Origin of the sequence: Sphingomonas sp. 2378, from assembly GCF_038084995.1 — a bacterium.
Classification (GTDB): domain Bacteria; phylum Pseudomonadota; class Alphaproteobacteria; order Sphingomonadales; family Sphingomonadaceae; genus Sphingomonas.
In genome coordinates this window covers 12,892-34,187 of sequence record NZ_JAXCMJ010000021.1, presented here as the reverse complement: position 1 = coordinate 34,187, position 21,296 = coordinate 12,892, and the positions used below count along the sequence as shown (strand labels likewise).

The 21,296-nt window shown below is 67.4% G+C and carries 30 protein-coding genes; 17 read left to right on the top strand and 13 right to left on the bottom strand.

All coding sequences use genetic code 11. From position 1 onward, the window contains the following. Positions 1-17: 17 nt before the first annotated feature. Complete coding sequence (locus SM191_RS11780; protein WP_341506362.1) at positions 18-653, bottom strand: CAP domain-containing protein; 636 nt, start codon at positions 651-653, stop codon at positions 18-20. On the opposite strand from SM191_RS11780, the gene hemW reads away from it, so the two are divergent. Then, complete coding sequence (hemW, locus tag SM191_RS11775; protein ID WP_341506361.1) at positions 652-1,839, top strand: radical SAM family heme chaperone HemW; 1,188 nt, start codon at positions 652-654, stop codon at positions 1,837-1,839. The genes SM191_RS11780 and hemW overlap by 2 nt on opposite strands. A 307-nt stretch (positions 1,840-2,146) precedes the next feature. On the opposite strand, the gene cutA is transcribed toward hemW, so the two are convergent. Together cutA and SM191_RS11765 are read right to left on the bottom strand one after the other, a co-directional pair. Then, positions 2,147-2,464 (bottom strand): divalent-cation tolerance protein CutA, encoded by a 318-nt coding sequence (gene cutA / locus SM191_RS11770; RefSeq protein WP_341506360.1) that lies wholly within the window; start codon positions 2,462-2,464, stop codon positions 2,147-2,149. Further along, positions 2,461-3,636, bottom strand: coding sequence for a penicillin-binding protein activator (locus tag SM191_RS11765; RefSeq protein ID WP_341506382.1), 1,176 nt, complete (start codon positions 3,634-3,636; stop codon positions 2,461-2,463). The genes cutA and SM191_RS11765 overlap by 4 nt, the downstream gene beginning before the upstream one ends. A 55-nt stretch (positions 3,637-3,691) precedes the next feature. On the opposite strand from SM191_RS11765, the gene rsmI reads away from it, so the two are divergent. The 7 genes from rsmI to gmk all read left to right on the top strand — a co-directional run bounded on the left by rsmI (position 3,692) and on the right by gmk (position 7,881). Continuing rightward, positions 3,692-4,561, top strand: a complete 870-nt coding sequence (gene rsmI / locus SM191_RS11760) for a 16S rRNA (cytidine(1402)-2'-O)-methyltransferase (protein ID WP_341506359.1) — start codon at positions 3,692-3,694, stop codon at positions 4,559-4,561. Between the two features lie 62 nt (positions 4,562-4,623). Further along, positions 4,624-4,992, top strand: a complete 369-nt coding sequence (locus SM191_RS11755) for an STAS/SEC14 domain-containing protein (protein ID WP_341506358.1) — start codon at positions 4,624-4,626, stop codon at positions 4,990-4,992. Positions 4,993-5,056: 64 nt separating this feature from the next. Further along, positions 5,057-5,494, top strand: a complete 438-nt coding sequence (locus SM191_RS11750) for a YraN family protein (protein ID WP_341506357.1) — start codon at positions 5,057-5,059, stop codon at positions 5,492-5,494. Positions 5,495-5,557: 63 nt separating this feature from the next. Continuing rightward, positions 5,558-6,520 carry a glutathione synthase gene (gene gshB / locus SM191_RS11745; RefSeq protein WP_341506356.1) on the top strand — a complete coding sequence of 321 codons (963 nt, stop codon included), beginning with the start codon at positions 5,558-5,560 and terminating at the stop codon, positions 6,518-6,520. A gap of 203 nt (positions 6,521-6,723) precedes the next feature. Continuing rightward, the gene (locus SM191_RS11740; RefSeq protein ID WP_341506355.1) at positions 6,724-6,933 is read left to right on the top strand and encodes a hypothetical protein; all 210 of its coding nucleotides are present in this window, start codon (positions 6,724-6,726) and stop codon (positions 6,931-6,933) included. Next, positions 6,930-7,139, top strand: a complete 210-nt coding sequence (locus tag SM191_RS11735; protein WP_267434452.1) for a hypothetical protein — start codon at positions 6,930-6,932, stop codon at positions 7,137-7,139. Before SM191_RS11740 ends, SM191_RS11735 begins: the two co-directional genes overlap by 4 nt. Before the next feature lie 82 nt (positions 7,140-7,221). Then, complete coding sequence (gene gmk / locus SM191_RS11730; RefSeq protein ID WP_341506354.1) at positions 7,222-7,881, top strand: guanylate kinase; 660 nt, start codon at positions 7,222-7,224, stop codon at positions 7,879-7,881. A gap of 328 nt (positions 7,882-8,209) precedes the next feature. Here the strand turns inward: gmk and SM191_RS11725 are convergent, their stop codons facing one another. Genes SM191_RS11725 through SM191_RS11715 form a run of 3 tightly spaced genes read right to left on the bottom strand, consistent with a single transcriptional unit; the run spans position 8,210 to position 9,773 of the window. Next, positions 8,210-8,896 carry an ATP12 family chaperone protein gene (locus SM191_RS11725; RefSeq protein ID WP_341506353.1) on the bottom strand — a complete coding sequence of 229 codons (687 nt, stop codon included), beginning with the start codon at positions 8,894-8,896 and terminating at the stop codon, positions 8,210-8,212. After that, positions 8,893-9,111, bottom strand: coding sequence for a hypothetical protein (locus SM191_RS11720; RefSeq protein WP_267434449.1), 219 nt, complete (start codon positions 9,109-9,111; stop codon positions 8,893-8,895). The genes SM191_RS11725 and SM191_RS11720 overlap by 4 nt, the downstream gene beginning before the upstream one ends. Further along, positions 9,108-9,773 (bottom strand): HAD-IA family hydrolase, encoded by a 666-nt coding sequence (locus tag SM191_RS11715; RefSeq protein WP_341506352.1) that lies wholly within the window; start codon positions 9,771-9,773, stop codon positions 9,108-9,110. Before SM191_RS11715 ends, SM191_RS11720 begins: the two co-directional genes overlap by 4 nt. 165 nt (positions 9,774-9,938) lie before the next feature. Between SM191_RS11715 and SM191_RS11710 the strand changes: the two genes are divergently transcribed. The 3 genes from SM191_RS11710 (at position 9,939) to SM191_RS11700 (ending at position 11,371) form a co-directional block, all read left to right on the top strand. Further along, positions 9,939-10,328 (top strand): glycine zipper 2TM domain-containing protein, encoded by a 390-nt coding sequence (locus tag SM191_RS11710; RefSeq protein ID WP_341506351.1) that lies wholly within the window; start codon positions 9,939-9,941, stop codon positions 10,326-10,328. Positions 10,329-10,472: 144 nt separating this feature from the next. After that, entirely contained in the window at positions 10,473-10,808 is a 336-nt protein-coding gene (locus SM191_RS11705) for a PadR family transcriptional regulator (protein WP_341506350.1), read from the top strand. Beyond that, entirely contained in the window at positions 10,805-11,371 is a 567-nt protein-coding gene (locus tag SM191_RS11700) for an HAAS signaling domain-containing protein (RefSeq protein ID WP_341506349.1), read from the top strand. Before SM191_RS11705 ends, SM191_RS11700 begins: the two co-directional genes overlap by 4 nt. Positions 11,372-11,504: 133 nt before the next feature. On the opposite strand, the gene SM191_RS11695 is transcribed toward SM191_RS11700, so the two are convergent. The 3 genes from SM191_RS11695 to SM191_RS11685 all read right to left on the bottom strand — a co-directional run bounded on the left by SM191_RS11695 (position 11,505) and on the right by SM191_RS11685 (position 13,811). After that, positions 11,505-12,599 carry an RluA family pseudouridine synthase gene (locus SM191_RS11695; protein ID WP_261269231.1) on the bottom strand — a complete coding sequence of 365 codons (1,095 nt, stop codon included), beginning with the start codon at positions 12,597-12,599 and terminating at the stop codon, positions 11,505-11,507. After that, positions 12,596-12,970: a fluoride efflux transporter CrcB gene (crcB, locus tag SM191_RS11690; protein WP_341506348.1), complete on the bottom strand. Its 375-nt coding sequence runs from the start codon at positions 12,968-12,970 to the stop codon at positions 12,596-12,598. The genes SM191_RS11695 and crcB overlap by 4 nt, the downstream gene beginning before the upstream one ends. 115 nt (positions 12,971-13,085) lie before the next feature. Then, on the bottom strand, positions 13,086-13,811 hold the full coding sequence (locus tag SM191_RS11685; RefSeq protein WP_341506347.1) for a hypothetical protein: 726 nt from the start codon (positions 13,809-13,811) through the stop codon (positions 13,086-13,088). A 138-nt stretch (positions 13,812-13,949) separates the two neighbouring features. On the opposite strand from SM191_RS11685, the gene SM191_RS11680 reads away from it, so the two are divergent. Further along, the gene (locus SM191_RS11680; protein WP_267434441.1) at positions 13,950-14,171 is read left to right on the top strand and encodes a hypothetical protein; all 222 of its coding nucleotides are present in this window, start codon (positions 13,950-13,952) and stop codon (positions 14,169-14,171) included. A gap of 59 nt (positions 14,172-14,230) precedes the next feature. Here SM191_RS11680 and SM191_RS11675 read toward each other — a convergent pair whose 3' ends face one another. Continuing rightward, complete coding sequence (locus SM191_RS11675; protein WP_341506346.1) at positions 14,231-14,734, bottom strand: glycine zipper 2TM domain-containing protein; 504 nt, start codon at positions 14,732-14,734, stop codon at positions 14,231-14,233. Positions 14,735-14,915: 181 nt separating this feature from the next. Next, the gene (locus SM191_RS11670; protein ID WP_306999011.1) at positions 14,916-15,224 is read right to left on the bottom strand and encodes a glycine zipper 2TM domain-containing protein; all 309 of its coding nucleotides are present in this window, start codon (positions 15,222-15,224) and stop codon (positions 14,916-14,918) included. A gap of 136 nt (positions 15,225-15,360) precedes the next feature. Here SM191_RS11670 and SM191_RS11665 point away from each other — a divergent pair, with 136 nt between their 5' ends. Then, positions 15,361-15,999 (top strand): trimeric intracellular cation channel family protein, encoded by a 639-nt coding sequence (locus SM191_RS11665; RefSeq protein WP_306999009.1) that lies wholly within the window; start codon positions 15,361-15,363, stop codon positions 15,997-15,999. A 141-nt stretch (positions 16,000-16,140) separates the two neighbouring features. Here the strand turns inward: SM191_RS11665 and fumC are convergent, their stop codons facing one another. Together fumC and SM191_RS11655 are read right to left on the bottom strand one after the other, a co-directional pair. Continuing rightward, on the bottom strand, positions 16,141-17,532 hold the full coding sequence (gene fumC / locus SM191_RS11660) for a class II fumarate hydratase (protein ID WP_341506345.1): 1,392 nt from the start codon (positions 17,530-17,532) through the stop codon (positions 16,141-16,143). Between the two features lie 356 nt (positions 17,533-17,888). Further along, positions 17,889-18,374, bottom strand: a complete 486-nt coding sequence (locus SM191_RS11655; protein ID WP_306999004.1) for an SspB family protein — start codon at positions 18,372-18,374, stop codon at positions 17,889-17,891. A gap of 71 nt (positions 18,375-18,445) precedes the next feature. On the opposite strand from SM191_RS11655, the gene hisB reads away from it, so the two are divergent. Genes hisB through hisF form a run of 4 tightly spaced genes read left to right on the top strand, consistent with a single transcriptional unit; the run spans position 18,446 to position 21,124 of the window. Continuing rightward, positions 18,446-19,033: an imidazoleglycerol-phosphate dehydratase HisB gene (gene hisB, locus SM191_RS11650; RefSeq protein WP_341506344.1), complete on the top strand. Its 588-nt coding sequence runs from the start codon at positions 18,446-18,448 to the stop codon at positions 19,031-19,033. Further along, the gene (hisH, locus tag SM191_RS11645; protein ID WP_341506343.1) at positions 19,030-19,635 is read left to right on the top strand and encodes an imidazole glycerol phosphate synthase subunit HisH; all 606 of its coding nucleotides are present in this window, start codon (positions 19,030-19,032) and stop codon (positions 19,633-19,635) included. Before hisB ends, hisH begins: the two co-directional genes overlap by 4 nt. Then, positions 19,632-20,366 (top strand): 1-(5-phosphoribosyl)-5-[(5-phosphoribosylamino)methylideneamino]imidazole-4-carboxamide isomerase, encoded by a 735-nt coding sequence (gene hisA, locus SM191_RS11640; protein WP_341506342.1) that lies wholly within the window; start codon positions 19,632-19,634, stop codon positions 20,364-20,366. Before hisH ends, hisA begins: the two co-directional genes overlap by 4 nt. Continuing rightward, positions 20,363-21,124: an imidazole glycerol phosphate synthase subunit HisF gene (gene hisF, locus SM191_RS11635; protein ID WP_175313885.1), complete on the top strand. Its 762-nt coding sequence runs from the start codon at positions 20,363-20,365 to the stop codon at positions 21,122-21,124. The genes hisA and hisF overlap by 4 nt, the downstream gene beginning before the upstream one ends. The last annotated feature ends 172 nt before the right edge of the window (positions 21,125-21,296 follow it).

The following is a 21,296-nucleotide window of genomic DNA, read 5'->3' as shown; positions in this document are numbered from 1 at the left end:
CCGCCGTTCCGCGCGAGTCAGAAGCTCCGCTCGCCGACGACGTTACCGGTAGGGCTATAGCGGCAAACGAGGAAGTCGTCGCGCCTGTTGCTCGCCATCGCGCAACCGACCGCCGTGGATCGGGCCCAGACGATCTGGGTGTAATGCGCCACGTCGCCGAACTGGCCGGTGCGGCTGGCCTGGGGGATGGGCAGGTTCACGAAATCGCGCTTCTCCGCCACCCAATGCCCCATCATCTCGTCATAGCGATAGGCCCCGCGCGTGCCGGTCCACAGATTCTCGCCCTGCCGGGTCGGCCCCTGCGGCTGCTCGGCATGCTGGAAGCGCCCGGTACGGGCCATCTCCTGCGCATAGGCCAAGGCACTCGCCGCCAGCCGGTCGTCCCAGACCAGCGGCGGCAGCCCGACCTCGGCCCGCGCCGCGCGGTGGCCGTCCAGCATCGCCTGACGGAGCAGGCCCGCCCCGCGTGCGGCGGGTATGTCGGAGGAGCGTTGCTCCACCACCCGCGCGGGGGCGCGCTCGGTCGAGCCGCCCTGAGCGGACACCTTTGGCGCGGACACCATGGGCCCGCATCCCGCCAGCAAGGCGGCAAGGACGGGCAGCGATAAGAGATGGCGAAGTGCGACCATCGCCGCCATATCGGGGCGCATCATGTCCTCCGCAATATCGACCGTTTCGCCTTTGGCTCCCGCCCCGCTGGCGCTTTATGTCCATTGGCCCTTCTGCGTCTCCAAATGCCCCTATTGCGACTTCAACAGCCATGTCCGCGAATCGGTGGACCAGGCGGCGTGGGCCAAGGCGCTGCTCGCCGACCTGGCGCATGAGGCGGCGGCGTTGCCGGGGCGGCGGTTGACGTCGATCTTCTTCGGCGGTGGCACCCCCTCGCTGATGCCGCCCGCCACCGTCGCCGCGATCCTGGACGCCGCGGAGCGCCATTGGGGCTTTGCCGAGGGGATCGAGATCACGCTGGAGGCCAATCCCTCTTCGGTCGAGGCGGCGCGCTTCGCCGATCTCGCCGCCGCCGGGGTGAACCGCGCCTCGCTGGGCGTGCAGGCGCTGGATGACGAGGCGCTGCATTTCCTGGGCCGCGCACACGGCGTGGACGAGGCGCTGCGCGCGCTCCAGACGGCACAAGGATTGTTCGGTCGGGTCAGCTTCGACCTGATCTATGCCCGCCCCGGCCAGCCTCTGGCCGAATGGGAGGCCGAGCTGACCCGTGCGATCGGCTATGGCACCGAGCATCTGTCGCTCTATCAACTGACCATCGAGCCGGGCACCCGCTTCCATACCGAGGCGACGGCGGGGCGGCTGACCATACCCAACGGCGATGCCGCCGCCGACCTGTTCGAGACGACGCGCGCGATCACCGCCGCCGCCGGGTTGCCCGCCTATGAAACCTCCAATCATGCCCGGATCGGGGCGGAGAGCCGCCATAACCTGACCTATTGGCGCTATGGCGACTATGCCGGGATCGGCCCTGGCGCACATGGCCGACGCGAGGGTGTGGCCACCGTGCGCCGCAAGAAACCCGAAAACTGGATGACGGCGGTTGAGCGCAACGGCCATGGCATCGAGGTGGAGGAAACCCTCCCCCCCATCACCCGCGCGACCGAGGCGCTGGTCATGGGGCTACGCCTGACCGAGGGCGTGGACCTGGCGCGCGTGACGACGCTGGCCGGGGGACGCTATATGGTGGACCGGGATGCGGTGGCCCTGCTGTCGCGGCAAGGGCTGGTGCGGATGGAGGCCGAGCGGCTGATCGTCACCGATGCGGGCGCGTTGCTGCTCGATGCGATCCTGCGGGAAGTGGTGGTGACCGACGAACTCGATGCGCGATGAGGTAAGTCCGCCGCTCCCCTCCCCTTCAGGATTCCTCTGCGAAACTCATCCATGCCCACCCCGGCGGAGGCCGGGGTCCAGTCAGGGCGTGATTGCAAGCAACTCTAATCGCGCACCAACTGGACCCCGGCCTCCGCCGGGGTGGTATATGTTTTCGGGCAATGTACCCGCTTTCGCAGAGGAATCCCGTCAAGGGAAGCGGCTCTGCAAGTGCAACCCTCGGGACAAGGCCCCACCCCAACCCCTCCCCTGAAGGGGAGGGGCTTTGGCCGGCTCGATACGGTGCGACCGTTCCCCTAACGCACCGTCATTGCACCGCCTCGCGCAACCACGCCAGATAGCGCGGCGAGGCGTCGGTGATCGGCACGGCGACGATCTCCGGCACGTCATAGCTGTGCAGCGCCTCGATCGCCTCGCACAATGGGGCGAAGCGGCTCCGAAGCGTCTTGATGTGCAGCATCACCTCCGGCTCGTGCTGCACCGCGCCGTTCCAGCGATACCAGCTTTCAATCGGCATCATCTGAACACAGGCGGCCAGCCGCCCTTCCACCAGCGCCTGGGCGATGACGGCGGCCTCTTCGCGGGAGGCCGCCGCGCACATCACGACGATGGCGTCGTCGCTCAATCCCCGAACCCGGTCGGCGCGGGCGACACCGTCACCGCCGTGCCGCCGCGGATCTCCTGCACCTCCAGCGCGCGCTCGGCCACGCCGTCGCGGCCGAAGCGGAAGGCGCCGTCGATCCCCGAAAAACCATCCGCCGCCCGCAGCCGTGCCTCGGGGAAGGCCGCGTTCATCTTCCAGTCGCGCGCGATCCGCACGGTCAGCAGCACCGCGTCATAGCCCAGGCTCGACAGGCGATAGGGCGCGGCCTTGAACCGGGCGCGATATTTGGTGGCATATTGGCGGTAGAGGTTGTTCGACACGCTGGCGAACCATGCCCCGTTCAGCGGCGCCCGCGCGGCGATACCCGATTCGGAATTCCACAATTCGGTGCCCAGCAATCGCGTCGTCGCGCCCGACCCACGCTTCAGGATCGGGGCCGCCGCCGCCGCCGCCGCGCCGCCATCGGCGATCAGCACCGCGTCATAGGGTGCCTTGGCGCTCAGCCGCTGCGCCGCCCCCGCGATGCCGCCCGCGACCCGGCCATAGGGCTGGAGCGAGACGACCTGCCCCCCCGCCCCTTCGACCGCGCGAAGAAAGGCGGTCGAGGCGCGCTCGCCATAAAGGCCGTTGGGCACCAGCCCCGCAAAGCTGGTGACGCCCCGTCCGCGCGCATAATCGACCACCCGGTCGATCGACTGGGCGGGGGTATAGCCCATCAGATAGGTGCCGTTCCCGGCCACGCCCGCATCGTTGGAGAAGCTGATGACCGGCACCTTCGCCGCCCGCGCGACAGGGGCGACCGCGCGGACATCCTCGGACAGCAAAGGCCCCAGGATCAGTTGCGCGCCCTCGGCAATCGCCTTTTGCGCCGCCGCCGCCGCGCCGGGCGTGGTGTCGTAATTGGTGATTCGGATCGTGTCCGCCTGCGCGTCGAGCAGCGCCATCATCGTCGCATTGGCGATCGACTGGCCCACCCCGGCATTGCTGCCCGATAACGGCACGAGCAGCGCGATGCGGTGCCGCGCCGTATCGCGCGGCAGGCCGGGCTCGACCTCGGTCGAGGGGCGCGGGCTGGTTTGCTGGGGGCGTACCGGGGGTTGTTCGACCGGCCCGCGCGGCACGATCGTCTGACATGCCGCCAGAAACAGCGTCGCGGCCAGCGCCACCGCGCGGCCCAACCGCCCCGCCCCCATTTTTCCGGAGCGCGGAATGACGGCCCCCGGTTGTACGAACAGCCCTGCCTCTGTCATGACGATCCCCGTGACCCAATCCGAACCTATTCTCGAACCCGGCCTGTACATCGTCGCGACCCCTATCGGCAATCTCGGCGATCTGTCCCCCCGCGCAGCCAACATATTGACGAAGGCCGATGTCATCGCGGTGGAGGACAGCCGCGTGACCGCCGGGCTGCTCCGCCATATCGGCATCAAGCGGCCCATGCAGCCCTATCATGACCATAATGCCGAGCATGTCCGCCCCGGCCTGATCGCCCGCATGGCAACCCAGGCGGTGGCTCTGGTGTCGGATGCAGGCACGCCGCTCATCTCCGATCCGGGGTACAAGCTGGTCCGCGATGCGCGCGCGGCGGGCCATATGGTCGTAACGATCCCCGGCCCCTGCGCCGCCATCGCCGCGCTGACGCTGGCGGGCCTGCCGACCGACCGGTTCCTGTTCGCGGGCTTCCTGCCGCCCAAGGAAAAGGCGCGCGCCGACGCCATTGCCGAGATCGCGGGCATCCGGGCGACGCTGGTCCTCTACGAATCAGGGCCCCGCCTCGCCGCGACGCTGACCGCGCTGGCGGAAGGATTGGGCGACCGCGAGGCGGCGGTGACGCGCGAGATCACCAAGAAGTTCGAGGAGGCGGTGACCGGCACCCTCTCCACCCTCGCCGCCCGCTATGCCGAAGGGGGCCCCAAGGGCGAGATCGCGATCGTCGTCGCACCACCGGGCGAAGCGCCCCCCGCCACCGAACAGGATGCCGACGCCGCGCTGGCCGAAGCGCTGACCCGCCTGCCCGTCGGTCGCGCGGCAAGCGAGGTCGCCAAGGCGCTGGGGCTCGACCGCAAGGCGCTCTATGCCCGCGCACTGGCGATGAAGGACGGCAATTCAAGCGATTAGGGTCCGGCATTAGCGATTCGGCAAGGATCGGGCGCGCAGGGAGATGTCAGGAGCCGCTCCCCATGTACGCCTTCCAATTTCGTCACGACCTCAACCTGCTCGACATCCAGTGGACCGGGCATTTCACGCCCGAGATCGCCATGCGCTATGCCCGGGAATTGCTGGACGCCTTCCGGCGCAGCGGTTTCCGCCCCGGCTATCGGCTGCGCATCGACATGTCGGCGATCAACGTCCAGCCCAAGGATGCGATCATGACGGTGCACGAAGCGCTGCGCGACTTCCCCCGTGCCAGCCGGATCGCGATGATCAACGGCAGCGCGATCGGGCGCCAGCAGATCCGGCGACTGATGACCCAGCCCTATCTCCGTGTGTTCGATCCCGCCGAAGACAGTCTGGCCTGGCTGACTGCGCCCGAGGACGTGGCGGCCTAAGGGCCGACACGAAACCGGACCGATACGGGCTTGCGCCGATCGATGGCGCTTCGCACGATATGGCATGGCATCCGATCATGTCCGCATACGGTCCCGTACCCGTTCTCTGACAGCGAGTGAGAGCGGACGTCCCATCTCCAAAAGGCCGACGCCCGAACGGCAGCGTGCCGAGGAGGCGGGTCGTCGCGGTGAACGCCTCGCCGCCTGGTGGTTGCGCCTGAAAGGCTGGACCATCCTCGGCCGCCGCGTCCGCACGCCTGCGGGCGAGGTCGACCTGATCGCGCGGCGCGGGTCGCTGGTCGCGTTCGTCGAGGTGAAGACGCGCAAGACCGCCGCCGAACTGGACTTCGCGATCGACGAGCGGCGGCTCGCGCGGGTGGCCGCCGCCGCCGAGGTGCTGATGCCGACTTACGCCGGGCCAGGCGACGATATCCGGGTCGACGTGATCCTGCTCGCGCCGGGCACCCGGCCGCGTCACATCGAAAATGCCTGGTGCGGGTGACAGCGGACGAGCGAAGGATTACCTCCCCTGCCGAAAGACCCGCCCGAACGAAGGAACGTCCCCATGTCCAAGCCACTGACCGTCGCCGTCCAGATGGACCCGATGGACCAGATCAACATCGCGGGCGATTCGACCTTCGCACTGATGCTCTCCGCCCAGACGCGTGGGCACAGGCTGTTTCATTACGATGCGGGCGACCTCAACTGGTCGGACGGGCATCTCTGGACCAGGGCTCACCCCGTCACCGTCCAGCGGGTCGCGGGCGACCATTACGACTTCGGCGATCCCGTAAAACTCGATCTGGGCAATGAGGCCGATGTCGTGCTGATGCGGCAGGACCCGCCCTTCGACCTGGGCTATATCACCGCGACCCATTTGCTGGAGCGGGTCGCCGAGAAGACGCTGGTGGTCAACAATCCGCGCAGCGTGCGCAACGCGCCGGAAAAGGTCTTCGTCCTCGACTATCCGCAGTTCATGCCGCCGACGCTGGTCACCCGCTCGCTCGACGAAGCGCGTGCGTTCTTGGCCAGGCATGGCGAGATCGTCATCAAGCCTCTCCACGGCAATGGCGGCAAGGCGATCTTCAAGGTCGGGCGCGACGGCGCGAACCTGTCCGCGCTGATCGAGGTGTTCAACACCGCCTATCGCGAGCCGCACATGGTCCAGGCGTTCCTCCCCGCCGTGGCCAAGGGCGACAAGCGCATCGTCCTGATCGACGGCGAAGTGGCGGGCGCGATCAACCGCCTGCCGGGCGAAGGCGAGATTCGCTCCAACCTGGCGGTCGGCGGTTCGGCGCAGAAGACCGAGCTGACGGAGCGCGAGCGCGAGATCTGCGCGGTGCTCGGGCCGGAACTCAAGCGGCGCGGGCTGCTGTTCGTCGGGATCGACGTGATCGGCGGCGAATGGCTGACCGAGATCAACGTCACCTCCCCCACGGGCATCGTCGCGATCGAGAAATTCGACGGCACCGATGTCGCCGCGCTGATCTGGGACGCGATCGAGGCCAAGGTCGCGGCGAAGAGTTAACCCAATCAATCCTCCCCGGCACGGGGAGGGGGACCGCCGCAAAGCGGTGGTGGAGGGGGCGTGCGGCACAGGCCATCCCGTGAGGAAGCCCCCCTCCGTCAGGCCTTCGGCCTGCCACCTCCCCGTACCGGGGAGGATTTGCCCTCACGGAACCCATCCCCCGTCCCATGCTTTTCCTGTCCCAAGCAACGAAGGGCATGAGCATGGGTGCAACGACAATCGGCGCGCTGGTCGGCGCCGCCATCGACGGGATGTCGGGCGACGACGGGGTCGGCGACGGCGCGGTGATCGGTGCCGTCACCGCCAATGTCCTGAAGATCGTGCTGCCGCTCGCCATCACCTATGCGGTGGGATGGGCGGTGCTGCGCGGCGCGGGTGAACTCAAGGACCGTGTTTTCGGAGAGGTGCAATGATCGGACGGATCGTGGGAGCGCTGGTCGGGCGCGAAGTCAGCCGCCGCGACGGCAATAGCGGCCTGAAGGGCGCGGCGCTGGGCGCGCTGGCGGTCGGCGGCATGCGCCGCCTGGGTCCGCTCGGACTGCTGCTGGGTGGCGGCTATGCGGCCAAGAAGGCCTATGACCGGCACAAGGCGAGTAAAATCGCGGGCGACCGCTACTAAGGGACGCTTTCCTCCCGCTCCACTGGTCGCAGCGCGTCAAGCATGTCTTGACGCGCTGCGACCGCGTGCGTCAAAGGCAGGCATGTCCAATTCGCCTGCCCATCCCGACGATCCCCACAAGCTGAAGCGCCGCGGCATGTTGTTCGTGCTGTCCTCCCCCTCGGGCGCGGGCAAGTCGACCATCGCGCGCAAGCTGCTGGCCGATGATGACGGCCTGCAAATGTCGGTGTCGGCGACGACGCGCGGCATGCGGCCCGGCGAAGTCGATGGGAAGGACTATCACTTCGTCGATCTGGAAGAATTTCGCCGGATGGTGGCGAATGACGAATTCCTCGAATGGGCGCATGTCTTCGACAATCGCTACGGCACCCCGCGCGCGCAGGTCGAGGCGATGCTGGCGACGGGCAAGGACGTGCTGTTCGATATCGACTGGCAGGGCGCGCAACAGCTCTTCCAGATCGCTGGCGGCGACGTGGTCCGCGTCTTCATCTTCCCGCCGTCGATGGAGGAGTTGCGCCAGCGGCTCGAACGCCGCGCGACCGATTCGGTCGAGGTGATCGATGCGCGCATGGCCCGCGCGACCAATGAGGTCAGCCACTGGGACGGATACGACTATGTCCTGGTCAATGACGATGTCGAAAAATGCTTCCAGGGCGTGAAGACCATCCTGCAAGCCGAACGGCTGAAGCGTTCGCGCCAGACCGGGTTGATCGGATTCATCCGGAAGCTGACGACGAAGTAAGGGGTTCGTCGCTTCGGGGCGGCGGTGTCGCGTGCACTTCGACTTCGCTCAGTGCAAACGGAGGAGTGGAAGCAGGAAGCGAAGCGGCACTCCATCCACGTTCAAGCGAACGGAGGAGTGGCCGCAGAAGCGAAGCACCCCCACCCCCGTTCAGGCTGAGCGAAGTCGAAGCCCACGCCCTGCCCTGTCCGCCAGCGGAATCCCGTGGGCTTCGACTTCGCTCAGCGCGAACCGAGGGGTGGGCGAGTCGAGACGTTGCGACCGGAGTTGCAGAACGCGAACGGAGGGCGGGATCGATCAAAAGCCCGGCACGCTCCGTGCAGGCAAATCACCCCCCGAGCGCCTTCAAGAATCCGACCGCCGCATCGAACTCCCGACGCTTCGCCCCGCGCGCTTCGACCGCGAGATAATCCTCGCCCCATTGCTCGACCTGGAAATCCTCGTCGACATGCGCCGCCGTCCACACGGCATCGGCGTCCGCCGCCCCCTCCAGCAGAGCCAGCGCCAGGATCAATGACCCGCTGATCGTCACCACCGGTGACAACGCGGCCAGTTGAAACGCCCCCAGTGCCGCCACCGCCTGCGACAGCCGCGCGACGGTCGCCTCGGGCTGCGGCTGGTGCATGATCCCCGTCACCAGCGTGAAGTGAACGTCATAGCGGTCACGCGCCCAGTCGAGCAGCGGGTTCCACACCGCATCCTGCCGCACGATCAGCTCCGGCGGCGAATCCGCGCGGTAACAGAGCAGATCGCTCTCGGCGTAGCGCGCCAGCCCGGCGGCGAAGGGAGCCGGATCGACCGCGATCCGGTCGATCGCGGCATTGGCCAGCCCGGTCAGCGGCATCGCCCGCGGATCGACCGTCTCGCCGACCGAGCGCCACTCCCCGGCCACCGCCTCGGCCAGCGCCGACGTAGGCAGGGCCAGCGGGGTACGGCCCGGCGTCCGCACCGGGCGATCGTCCAGCCGTACGACACGGTCGGCATCGACATCGACCTGCTTCCAGAAACGCTTCACTCGCCACCACTCCGCCACCGATGCGCCAGCCCGGCGGGCACGATCGCGATCATCGCCAGCGCCGACAGGACGATCGCCACGCCCAGCACCTTGTGGGGCCAGGCCACCCCGCGCGAGGCCAGGACGATGCCGAACACCGCACCCGCCACGCCGATCAGCCGCACCGCGACGATGACCAGCCAGCGCCGCCGGGCGCGTGCGATATCCTCGCTCATGGCCGCACCAGCAGGGTGGGCAGGTCGGCCACCTCCTGCGCGACGACCTCCGCCCCCGCCTTCACCAGTTCGTGCACGTCATGATATCCCCAGGCGACACCGACCGCGAAGGCGCCCGCCGCCTTGCCCATCGCCATGTCGAAGCTCGTATCCCCGATCATCGCCACGTCTTCGGCGGCCACCCCGGTCTCGGCCATGGCGGCAAGGACCATCGAGGGATCGGGCTTGGACGGGTGGCGGTCGGCGGTCTGGAGCGTGACGAAATGATGCGTCAGGCCATGTTCGGCCAGCACCCGCGCCAGACCGCGATCGGACTTGCCGGTCGCCACGCCCATCAGCCAGCCCTGTTCGGCCAGATGGTCGAGCAGCGCCGCGATCCCCTCGAACAACGGCTCGGGCTCCATCGCGCCCTCGGTGCGCAGCCGGAAAAAGGCGGCCTTATAGTCGGCGGCGAGGCGATGATGCGCTGCGTCCGGCTGGTCGGGGGCGAGCACCCGCATCGCCTCGACCAGGCTCAATCCGACGATTCGGCGAATCGCGGAGGCCGGGGGCGGGGTCAGGCCCGACAGGGCGAACGCCTCGACCGCCGCGAGGCAGATATTGGCCTGGCTATCGACAAGGGTGCCGTCGCAATCGAACAGGGCAAGGCGCGGTCGCGTCATCCGCCCTCTCCTATCGGCATGGCGGCCATGGGGGAAGCATGGCGTTTCGCATGAACGACAGCTAACGACCGCATTCAGCATCGGAACATCGCGAATCGGGCAGAAGAGCATCAACGACGACGGGAAGCCCCGCCGCCGCCGGATCGAAGATCAAGGGAGATTGTGATGTTCAAGAAGCTCTCGCTCGCTGCCGCTGCCCTTGCTGTCGGCGCCACGGCCATGGTTCCCACCGCCGCTTCGGCGCAGCGTTATTATGACCGCTATGACCGCGCCTATGGCGGGGCCTATTCGGACGGTTACAACCGTGGTCCGGGCTATGACCGTGGCTATTACGACCGTCGCGGCGGCTATGATCGCGGTTATTACAATCGCGGCCCGCAGCGCTGCAACAGCGGCACCACGGGCACCATCGTCGGCGCGATCGCCGGTGGTCTGCTCGGCCGTACGATCGACACGCGGGGCGACCGGACGCTCGGCACGGTCCTGGGCGGCGGCGCCGGTGCGCTGGCCGGTCATGCGATCGAAAAGTCGAACAACCCCGGCTATTGCCGCTAACACCCGGTTTTCGAGGGGGTTCGCCCCCTCCCCCGGTTTCGTCGGAGCCCCGTCGGCCTTCTGGTCGGCGGGGTTTTCCGTGTTGCAACCCTTGTCTTGCCATGCACCTTGTATAGCAAGGTACATGGCGTTATAGTTGACTATATGGATATTGCGGGCTGGCAGTCACAATTGCGCAAAGGGGCGGCCGAGCTGGTGCTGCTCTGCGTGCTCGCGCGCGGCGAGGCGTATGGCGTCGAGATCCTGGCACGCATTCGCGGAGGCGGTGACCTGGTCAGCGAGGGCACGCTCTATCCGCTGCTCAGCCGGTTGGAGAAATCGGGCCGCATCGCCGCGCGCTGGGAATTGCCCGCCGAGGGCGGCAATCCGCGCAAATATTATCGCCTGACCGCGGAAGGGGCCGCGCTCGCCACCGCGATGCGCGCCGCCTGGATCGACTTTCGCACCACCATCACGACCCTAGTGGAGGATCAGCCATGACCGAGCCCGCCCGAACCATCGCCGACTATGTGCGCCGTCTCCGCTGGTCGCTCCAGGCGATCCCCGCCGAGGATCGGACCGGTATCGTCCGCGAGATCGAGAGCCATCTGACCGACAGCCTTGCCGCCGGACCGGAGAGGCTGGACGCCAGCCTGTCGGCGCTGGGATCGCCGCACGCGCTGGCGGCGCGGTTCGTTCAGGAATATCGGCTGGCGGGTGCTTTGGCGGAGGATCGCCCCGCGCCCCTGCTCCGCGCGATGCTGGTCCGGTCGGGGCGCAGCGTGGCGGCATTCGGTGCGGTGCTGGCGGCGATGCTGCTGTATCTGTTCGCCTTCTGCTTCGCCGCCGTCGCCGTGACGAAGCCGCTATTCCCCGCCCATGTCGGACTGTGGTCGCTACCCCAGGGCAGAGCCTTCGGCATCCTGACCGACCCGCCCGCCGCACCGGACGTCATGGGCCTGTGGATCCTGCCGGTCGCGTTGGCCGGGGCGCTGGGTTGCTATGCTCTGGCGACGCTGGTGCTGCGCGGCACCGGGCGGCATCTGTTGGGGCGGGCCGCCTGACGATCCTCCCCGGCACGGGGAGGTGGCAGGGCGAAGCCCTGACGGAGGGGGATTCCACACAGGGCGTCCCCTTGCGGCTCGCCCCCTCCACCATGCTTCGCATGGTCCCCTCCCCGTACCGGGGAGCATTGAATCAGCGCGCGCCCCGGCCCCGCCGTTCGCCGCGGCGTTCCTTGCGATATTGTTTGGCATGCGCCTTGGCCCGCTGCTTCAGCACGTCCTTGGGCGGCGGACCGCGATCCTCGTCCTGGGGCAGGACATCGCCGCGAATCTCGTCGAAGCCGAGCTGGTTCATCGACTCGGCGAAGTGGCTGGGCAGTTCGGCGGTCTGGTCGATCCGCCCGCCATCCGGGTGATCGACCCGGATGCGGCGCGCATGCAGGTGCATCTTGCGGCTGATCCCGCCGGTCAGGAACGCCGCCGCCCCGCCATATTTGCCGTCGCCGACGATCGGATGGCCGATCGCCGCCATGTGCACGCGCAACTGATGGGTGCGGCCCGTGAACGGCTGCAACTCGACCCAGCAGCAGCGATTGCCCGCCCGCTCGATCACCCGGTAGCGCGAGCGCGCCGCCTGGCCGTTCTCCTCGTCGACATGCATCTTCTCGCCGCCGGTGCCCGGCTGTTTGGCGATCGGCAGTTCGATCGTGCCGTCCTCGATCGAGGGGACGCCGACGACCAGCGCCCAATAGATCTTCTTGGCGGTGCGCCCCGAAAAGGCCTTGGCGAAGAACGCCGCCGCCCGCGCATTGCGCGCGACGAGCAGCGCGCCCGAGGTGTCCTTGTCGAGCCGATGGACCAGCTTGGGCCGCCCCTCCGCCTCGAATTGCAGCGCGTCGAGCAGCCCGTCGACATGGGTGGTCGTCTTGGTCCCCCCCTGCGTCGCCAGGCCCGGCGGCTTGTTGAGGACCAGCGCGTCGCGATCCTTGTGGATCACCATCTCGCGCGCGAACGCCTCTTCATCCTCGGACAGGATGTTGCGCGGGCGCATCGTCGGCTTGCTGTTCTCGACCAGGGCGGGCTCGGCGGGGGGCACGCGCAGCACCTGGCCCGCGATGATGCGGTCGCCCGGCGTCGCGCGCGCGCCGTCGACGCGCAACTGCCCGGTGCGGGCCCATTTGGCGACCGTCGTGAAGCTGGTTTCGGGCAGATGCCGCTTGAACCAGCGATCCAGCCGAATGCCGTCATCGTCATAGCCGACCGTGAATTGGCGGACAGAGTCCGTCATGCGAAAATCCTCGTCAACGAAAGCCCGGCCCACAAGGCGACCAGTGATCCCAATATAGACAGCGCGACGTAAGCGAGCGCCACCGCCCCCTGCCCCCGCTCGATCAGCGTGATGGTGTCCAGCGAAAAGGCGGAGAAGGTCGTATACCCCCCCAGCACCCCGACGCCGATGAACAGCCGCCACCCCTCATGCCCACCGATCCGCGCCAGCGTGCCCGCGAGCAGGCCCATGGCGAGACAGCCGATCCAGTTGACCGCCAGCGTACCGAACGGAAAGCCGGGGCCGAGTGCATCGGTCAGCACCCGCCCCGTCCAATACCGTCCCCCCGAGCCCAGCGCGCCGCCCAGCATCACGAGTAGAAGCGGTGACATAATCCCGTCCCCCTAGCGCAACCGCGCGTTCGGCGCAAAGGACAAGCGTTTTGGGCCGTAGCGTCCGTCGAGGGCCCCCTTTCCTCCCCTGCAAGGGGAGGAACAAGGTCGTGCCCTACCCGCCCTTCACCACAAGATCGACATCGGTGCCGCCCCCGGTGCGCGCGGTGGCGTAGATCATATAGGCCGCATCCCCCCGCGTGCCGCCCAGCACATGCTGCGCGCCGTCCATCTTGTGCTCGGCGGAATAGCCCGCACCCGAGGCGCGGGTGTAATAATAGTCGACGACCTTGGCCACCGGGGCGGAGGTGCGGATGCTGACGATCCGCAAGGCACAACCCTGAGCGTCATTGCCCGCCGCCTCCGCCACCTGACCGCCCGGATAGACGGCGAACGCGGCGGGCAGACGCCCCGCCCAGCCCGCCGAATAGCGCAGGCCGTCCACGCAAGCGGCATTGCCCGCCTGCTGTCCCGCCTTGGCCGCGAGCGTGAAGGCCCCGGCGGCGGCGCGACATTCGGGGCAGTCGCGCGCGGCCAGCGGCGCGGATTTCAGCGTCTTGGCATCGACCGGATCGGCGGGCAGCGGCAGCGAGGGCAGCATGTCGCTGACGGGCTGGTTCGGCGGGCGCACCGCATTGGCGTTGGCGCTTTGGGTCAGGCCGGGATCGACCATGATCTGCGCGGCCAGCGCCTCGCGCAGTTGCGGGTCGCGCGTCGGACTGCCTTCGTTCATCGCGGCCAGTTCCTTGTCGAGCGCGTTGAGTTGCGCATCGTCATCCTGCCCGCTTCCGCAACCCGCGAGCAGGAGACACCCCAGGGGAACGAGGATTCGTCGCGACATGGCCATCATTCCCTTTCCCTAGCATGAGGTCGGCGGGTGATCCCTAACGGCGAATCGCCCATTGCCAACCCGGCGTCCCGGTGCGGGATCGTCCGCGCGCCGCTTGTGCATCGGCGAGAGCGACGCCATCTTGCCGCCATGCTGAACCTGTTCTCGATCCTTATCGGCTTTGTCGCGCTTATGCTCGGCATCGTGCCGTTCCTGCCCTTTTTCGCCTGGGGCTATTGGTTCGTCATCCCCATCGCGATCGTCGGCGCGGCGGTGGGCGCGCTGTCGTCGCGGAACAGCGGGCGCAATCTCAACCTGATCCTGATCCTGATCTTCGGCCTTCGCCTGATGCTGGGTGGCGGCCTGATCTGAACGAGGAACGGCCCGGCGAGTCTCCCCGCCAGGCCGTCCCGATCGTCCGGCCTGCCGGATCAGCGGCAGCGCACCTGACCGCGATCGACCTGCTGGCCCAACAGCGCGCCGCCGCCCGCGCCGATCACCGTGCCCAGAAGGCGCGAACCGCCGCCCGCGATGATGTTGCCCAGCGCACCGCCCGCCAGACCGCCGATCACCAGCCCCGTGGTGCCGTCGTTGCGGCGGCAATAATAGCGACCGTTCATCCCGCGATAGATGCGGTCGTTCCGTCCCAGTGTGCGGGGCTGATAGAAACGGCCATCACGATAATAGCGTTGGGGGTCATAGCCGCGCTGGCCCGGCTCGAACCGGTTATAGTCGTAATTGCGCCAACGGACATTGCGTGTGTCGCGCCGATAGTCCTTGCGCGCGTCGCGGATATCTTCACGATATTCGCGGCGGGCATCGCGAACGTGCTCGCGATATTCCTGGCGTGCTTCCCATCCGTTGCGCTGGGCGGCGACGGGCATGGCGGCAAAGGCGGTGGCGGCAATCGTCGCCGACAAGAGAGCGATACGCATGACTGGACTCCCGATGATGATGCGGATTCAACGCGCATCTTTGTCGGCCTGTTGCGTGAACCGAAAACTACGTGCCGTTCACGATCGGGACAGCGCCAACAGTTGCTTCCCTTCAAAAGAAAAGGACGCCACCCGAAGGTGACGTCCTTTTCGTCATTCCGGCGAACCGGCCTGTGGATATTTAGCGGCAGCGACGGTTGCTGGTGCCGCGCTCGACTTCGCGACCCGCCAGCGCGCCGACGGCGGCACCGCCCAGCGTGCCCAGCGTCCGGTCGCCGCGCGTATCGATCGTGCGCCCCAGCAGCGCACCCGCGACGCCGCCGACGACCAGACCGGTCGTGCCATCGGGCTTGCGGCAGCGGACGCGACCGCGATCGTCGCGCCATTCGCGATACTTGTAGCGACGCTGCGCATCGGCGGCAGTAGCCGGCAGGACCAGCGAGGGGACGACCATCGCGGTACAACCCAGGGCGAGCATCAATTTCCGCATGACATTGTTCCTTTCAAAATGATCTGACGCCGTAACGTCCATATTCTACTGTCCGTTGCATGAACGCGAGATAACGTCGCATTCATCTTGCGGACGGCCTTTCCGGTGCGGGACAGGGGCTATAGGGTCGGTGGCGATGCTGCCCGAACCGACCGCCATGCTGCCCGCCGTGATGCCCTGGCTCGACCTTGCCGGGCTGGCGGTGTTCGCCGTCTCGGGCGCGCTGGTCGCCGCCAAGCATCGCCAGACGATGGTGACGCTGGTCTTCTTCGCGCTGATCACCGGGGTCGGCGGGGGGACGTTGCGCGACCTGTTGATCGATGCGCCGGTCTTCTGGGTGCATGATCCGCGCGTGCCGCTGGTCTGCCTGATGGCGGCGATCGCGGTGTGGGCGACGCCCGAGCGCTGGTGGCGGGGGAGCGCGCTCGACTGGTTCGATGCGGTGGGGTTGGCGGCCTATGCCGTGTACGGCGCGGCCAAGGCGAGCGGCTATGGCATCTCGCCCATCCCGGCGGCGATGCTGGGGGTGGTGTCGGCCTGTGTCGGCGGGATCATCCGCGACGTGATCGCGGGCGAGCCGTCCATTCTGATGCGTCCCGAACTCTACGTCACCGCCGCCGCGCTGGCGTCGACCAGTTATGTCATCCTGACGTTCTTGGGCGTGCCGCTGGCCGGGCCGATCGCGGCGCTGGCCGGGTTCGTGCTGCGCGGGGCGGCGATCCATTATCGAATCGCCCTGCCCGCCTATCCGGCCAAAGGATGGGATCGGGAGTAAGCCCATCAGGATACCCCTCCATCCGTTCGCGCTGAGCGAAGTCGAAGCACACGCTTTGCCATAGCGGCTTGGCGGGCGGATTCCCTTGGCCTTCGACTTCGCTCAGGCTGAACGGATGTCTGGTTCACCAAGCCCCGGCGATCACCGCCCGAGCATCAACTCCGGCCGCACCACCCGGTCGAAGGTCGCCTCGTCGACCAGCCCCAGTTCCAGCCCGGCCTCCTTCAGCGTCTGTCCCTTGTGATGCGCGTGCTTGGCGATCTTGGCGGCGTTGTCGTATCCGATCTCTGGCGCCAGCGCGGTCACCAGCATCAGCGAGCGGTCGAGCAACTCGGTGATCCGGTCGCGATTGACCGTCATCCCCTCGACCGTGCGTTCCGCGAAGCTTTCCATCCCGACCGCCAGCAGATGGATCGACCGCAGCACATTCGCACCGATCAACGGCTTGAACACGTTGAGTTCCAGATGCCCCTGCAAGCCGCCCGCCGTGACGGCGGCATTGTTGCCGATCACCTGTGCGGCCACCATGGTCAGCATCTCGCACTGGGTCGGGTTGACCTTGCCCGGCATGATCGAGCTGCCCGGTTCGTTGGCGGGCAGTTCCAACTCGCCTAGCCCCGAACGCGGGCCGGAGCCGAGCAGGCGGATATCGTTGGCGATCTTGGTCAGCGCCACCGCCAGGACGTTGAGCGTGCCGTGCAGGTCGACCAGCCCGTCATTGCTGGCCAGCGCCTCGAACTTGTTAGGCGCGGTGACGAAATCGAGCCCGGTCGCCTCCGCGATCTCCGCGGCGATCGCCTCGGCAAAGCCGTTGGGCGCGTTGAGGCCGGTGCCGACCGCCGTCCCGCCTTGCGCGAGCGGCAGGATATTGCGGTGGAGCGTCCCCTCGATCCGGTCGCGGGCATTGGCGAGTTGCTGGACGTAACCCGAAAATTCCTGACCCAGCGTCAACGGGGTCGCATCCTGCAAATGGGTGCGGCCGATCTTGACGATCGCGTCCCATTCCCTCGCCTTGGCATCCAGCGCGGCATGAAGCCGGTCGAGAGCAGGAAAAAGCTGCTTCGTCACCGCCAGCGCGGCGGCGACGTGGAGTGCGGTCGGGAAGGTGTCGTTGGACGACTGGCCGCGATTCACATCGTCATTGGGGTGGACAGGCGACTTGCCGCCGCGTGTGCCGGTGAGGATTTCGTTGGCGCGGCCCGCGATCACCTCATTGGCGTTCATATTGGATTGGGTGCCAGAGCCGGTCTGCCAGATCACCAGCGGGAACTGGTCGTCATGCCGCCCGTCGATCACCTCCTGCGCCGCCGATTCGATGGCGTCGGCCTTTTCGGGGGCAAGGCCATGGCCACGATTGATTCGCGCGGCGGCCTTTTTGACGATGGCCAGCGCATGGACGATGCCGATGGGCATCCGCTCGCGCGCGCCGAAGGGGAAGTTTTCGAGGCTCCGCTCGGTCTGCGCGCCCCAATAGGCGTCTCCGGGGACTTCGATCGGGCCGATCGAGTCGGTTTCGGTACGGGTCTGGGTCATGGCAACAGGGACTCACCGCATGGGGATTGGGTTCCCCATCTAATCATGCTGGTCCCGGCATATAAAGGTCCTACCCCGGCGAAGGCCGGGGTCCAGTCACTGCAAACCATCGATAGCGCTTGGCGTTCGCCTCTCACGCGATGACGTTCTTTGCCATCCGCGTCAGAAGAACCGGGCCCCGGCCTTCGCCGGGGAACAAGGAATTTTTGGTTCGCGCGGAGGCGCGGAGAACGCGGAGGTGTCTGGCATTTGGCCACCGCATCCTGCCCCACCCAGGTCTATTGGAGCAGGTCCATAGACGCCACGAAGCGCATCTTCTCCGCGTTCTCCGCGCCTTCGCGCGAACCCAGTCTTCGTTACTTCTTCCGCTTGAAATCCACCGCGACGACGTTGCTGCCGTCTTCGACGGGCTTGCCGACGGGTTCGTCATTTTCGGCCGAATCATGCGGATCGGGTTCGCCTTCGGGATCGTCGGCGACCTGGAAGCCCAGTTCGAACTGCACTTCCGGGTCATGGAAGCGGGTGATCGCCGAATAGGGAATGACCAGCTTCGACGGCACCTGGTTGAAGCTGAGGCCGACCGAGAAGCGATTTTCATCCACCGTCAGGTCCCAGAATCGATTCTGTAGGACGATGGTCATCTCATCCGGGAATCGCTCGATCAGCCGCTGCGGAATGTCCACACCGGGCGCCTGGGTCTTGAAAGTGATGTAGAAATGGTGCGTGCCGGGCAGGTGCCCCGTCTCCGCCACCGGGCCGAGCACACGCCCCACCACCGTGCGCAGGGCCTCCTGCACGATTTCGTCATAGGGGATGAGGCTGTCGGGCAATCCTTCGGTCATATCCCTTGGACTAGCGGCCTTTGATCGCGGGTCAAGATTGCATGGGACGGATAGGTGTTTATGGGAAGGCCATGCGCACCGCCTCCGTCCACCGCGCCACCGCGGAAACCGTCATCGACGTCACCGTCAATCTCGACGGCACCGGCGTCTATCAGAACGCCACCGGCATCGGGTTTCTCGACCATATGCTCGACCAGTTGTCGCGGCATTCGCTGATCGACCTGTCGGTCAAGGTCGAGGGCGACCTGCACATCGATGGCCACCACACGACCGAGGACAGCGCGCTGGCCATCGGACAGGCCTTTGCCAAGGCGCTGGGCGACAAGCGCGGCATCTATCGCTACGGCGAGGCACTGTCGCCGATGGACGAGGTGCTGACCCGCACCGCGCTCGACATTTCGGGCCGCCCCTGGCTGGTGTGGAAGGTGCCGTTCACCAATCCGATGCTGGGCACGCTCCAGACCGAGATGATCGAGCACTGGTTCCATAGCTTCGCCCAGGAGGCCGGGATCACGCTCCATGTCGAGCTGCTCCACGGTCATAACAACCATCACATCGCCGAGAGTATTTTCAAGGGGCTGGCGCGTGCCCTGCGGATGGCGGTCGAGATCGACCCGCGCAAGGCGGACGCCATCCCCTCGACCAAGGGCATGTTGTGACGCTGGCGCTGATCGATATCGAGTCGGGCAATCTCCATTCGGTCGAAAACGCCCTGCGCGCGGCGGGGGCGAGCGATGTGGTCGTCACCGCCGACCCGGACGTGATCGCCAAGGCCGACCGGATCGTCCTGCCCGGCGTCGGCGCGTTCGGGGCCTGCGCGGCGAATCTGCGTGCGGTCGATGGATTGGAAGAGGCGCTGCGCGACGCCGCCCTCGCCCGCGCGCGGCCCTTTCTGGGCATTTGCGTGGGGATGCAGTTGCTCGCCGACACGGGCGAGGAGATGGGCGAGCATCGCGGGCTCGGTTGGATTCCCGGCCGGGTCGCGCGTCTGGCCCCCAGTGATCCGGCGGCCAAGGTGCCGCATATGGGCTGGAACGATGTGCTACCCGTGATCGACCACCCGCTGATCGTGCCGGGCGAGGCCTATTTCCTCCACAGCTTCGCCTTTACCGGCGAGCATGTGCTGGCGACCACCGATCACGCGGGCCCCGTCGCAGCCGCGATCGGCCGCGACACGGTGGTCGGCGCGCAATTCCACCCTGAGAAGAGCCAGCGTTACGGCCTCTTCTTCCTCACCCGTTTCCTGGAGTGGCACCCGTGAGCCTTATCGTCTTCCCCGCCATCGACCTGAAGGGCGGCCAGGTCGTTCGTCTGGCCGAGGGCGATATGGACCGCGCGACCGTCTATGGCGACGATCCGACGCATCAGGCGATGCTGTTCGCCGAGGCGGGGGCGCAGCATCTCCACGTCGTCGATCTCGACGGTGCGTTCGCGGGCACATCGGTCAATGGCGAGGCGGTGCAGGCCATCGTCAAAGCCTTTCCGGGCCATGTCCAACTGGGCGGCGGCATCCGCAAGCCCGAGAATGTCGAACGCTGGTTCGACCTGGGCGTGTCGCGCGTGGTGATCGGCACGGCGGCGCTGGAGAATCCCGATTTCGTCCGCGACATGGCCAAGGCCTATCCCGGCGGCATCGTCGTCGCGGTCGATGCCAAGGACGGCATGGTCGCGACGCGCGGCTGGGCCGATGTGTCGGACGTGTCGGTCGAGGACCTGGCGCGACGGTTCGAGGATGCGGGAGTCGCCGCGCTGCTGTTCACCGATGTGGGACGCGACGGGATGCTCAAGGGCTGCAACGTGCCCGCCACCGTCGATCTGGCGCGCGCGGTGCGCATCCCGGTCATCGCCAGCGGCGGCGTGGCGGGGATCGGCGATATCCATATGCTGGCGCTCCATCATCAGGACGGGGTCGAGGGGGTCATCACCGGCCGTGCGCTCTATGACGGGCGGCTCGATCTGGCGGCGGCGCTGTCGGTGGCGGCGGCCGCATGACCGTCCGGGCGCGCGTCATCCCCTGCCTGGACGTCGCCAATGGGCGCGTGGTCAAGGGCGTCAACTTCGTCGACCTGATCGATGCGGGCGATCCGGTCGAGCAGGCGCGCGCCTATGACGCCGCCGGGGCCGACGAACTCTGCTTCCTCGACATCACCGCCAGCCATGAGGCGCGCGGCACCATATTGGACGTGGTGCGGCGAACGGCGGCGGTGTGCTTCATGCCGCTGACCGTCGGCGGCGGGGTGCGCACGGCGGAGGATGCGCGTGCGCTGCTACTGGCGGGCGCGGACAAGGTGGCGGTCAACTCCGCCGCCGTCAGCCGCCCCGAAGTCGTCTCCGACATCGCCGAGCGATTCGGCAGCCAGTGCTGCGTCGCCAGCGTCGACGCGCGACGGACGGCGGATGGCTGGGAGGTGTTCACCCATGGCGGGCGGCGCGCTACGGGCATTGATGCGGTCGAACATGCGCTGCGGCTCGCGGAACTGGGTGCGGGTGAGCTGCTCGTCACCTCAATGGACCGGGACGGGACTCGGGGCGGCTATGACCTCGACCTGATCCGTACCATCGCCGACCGGACCAGCGTGCCGGTGGTCGCGTCGGGCGGCGTCGGCGGGCTGGACGATCTGGTCGCGGGGGTTCGCGACGGCCATGCTTCGGCGGTGCTGGCGGCGTCGATCTTCCACTTCGGCGATGCGTCGATTGCGGATGCGCATCGCGCGCTGGCGGCAGCGGGGGTGCCGGTTCGGGCGCATTGATTTTCGCGCGAAGCCGCGAAGATTTTTGTTCGCGCGGAGACGCGGAGAGTTTGGTTTTCGGGCGGGCGCTGGCCTTCATCACTAGGCGGTGCGTGTCTCCCGATCGATGGGGCAGAGCACCCAATCCCCGTTCAGTCTGGGCGAAGTCGAAGGCCATGGGATAACCCCGCCA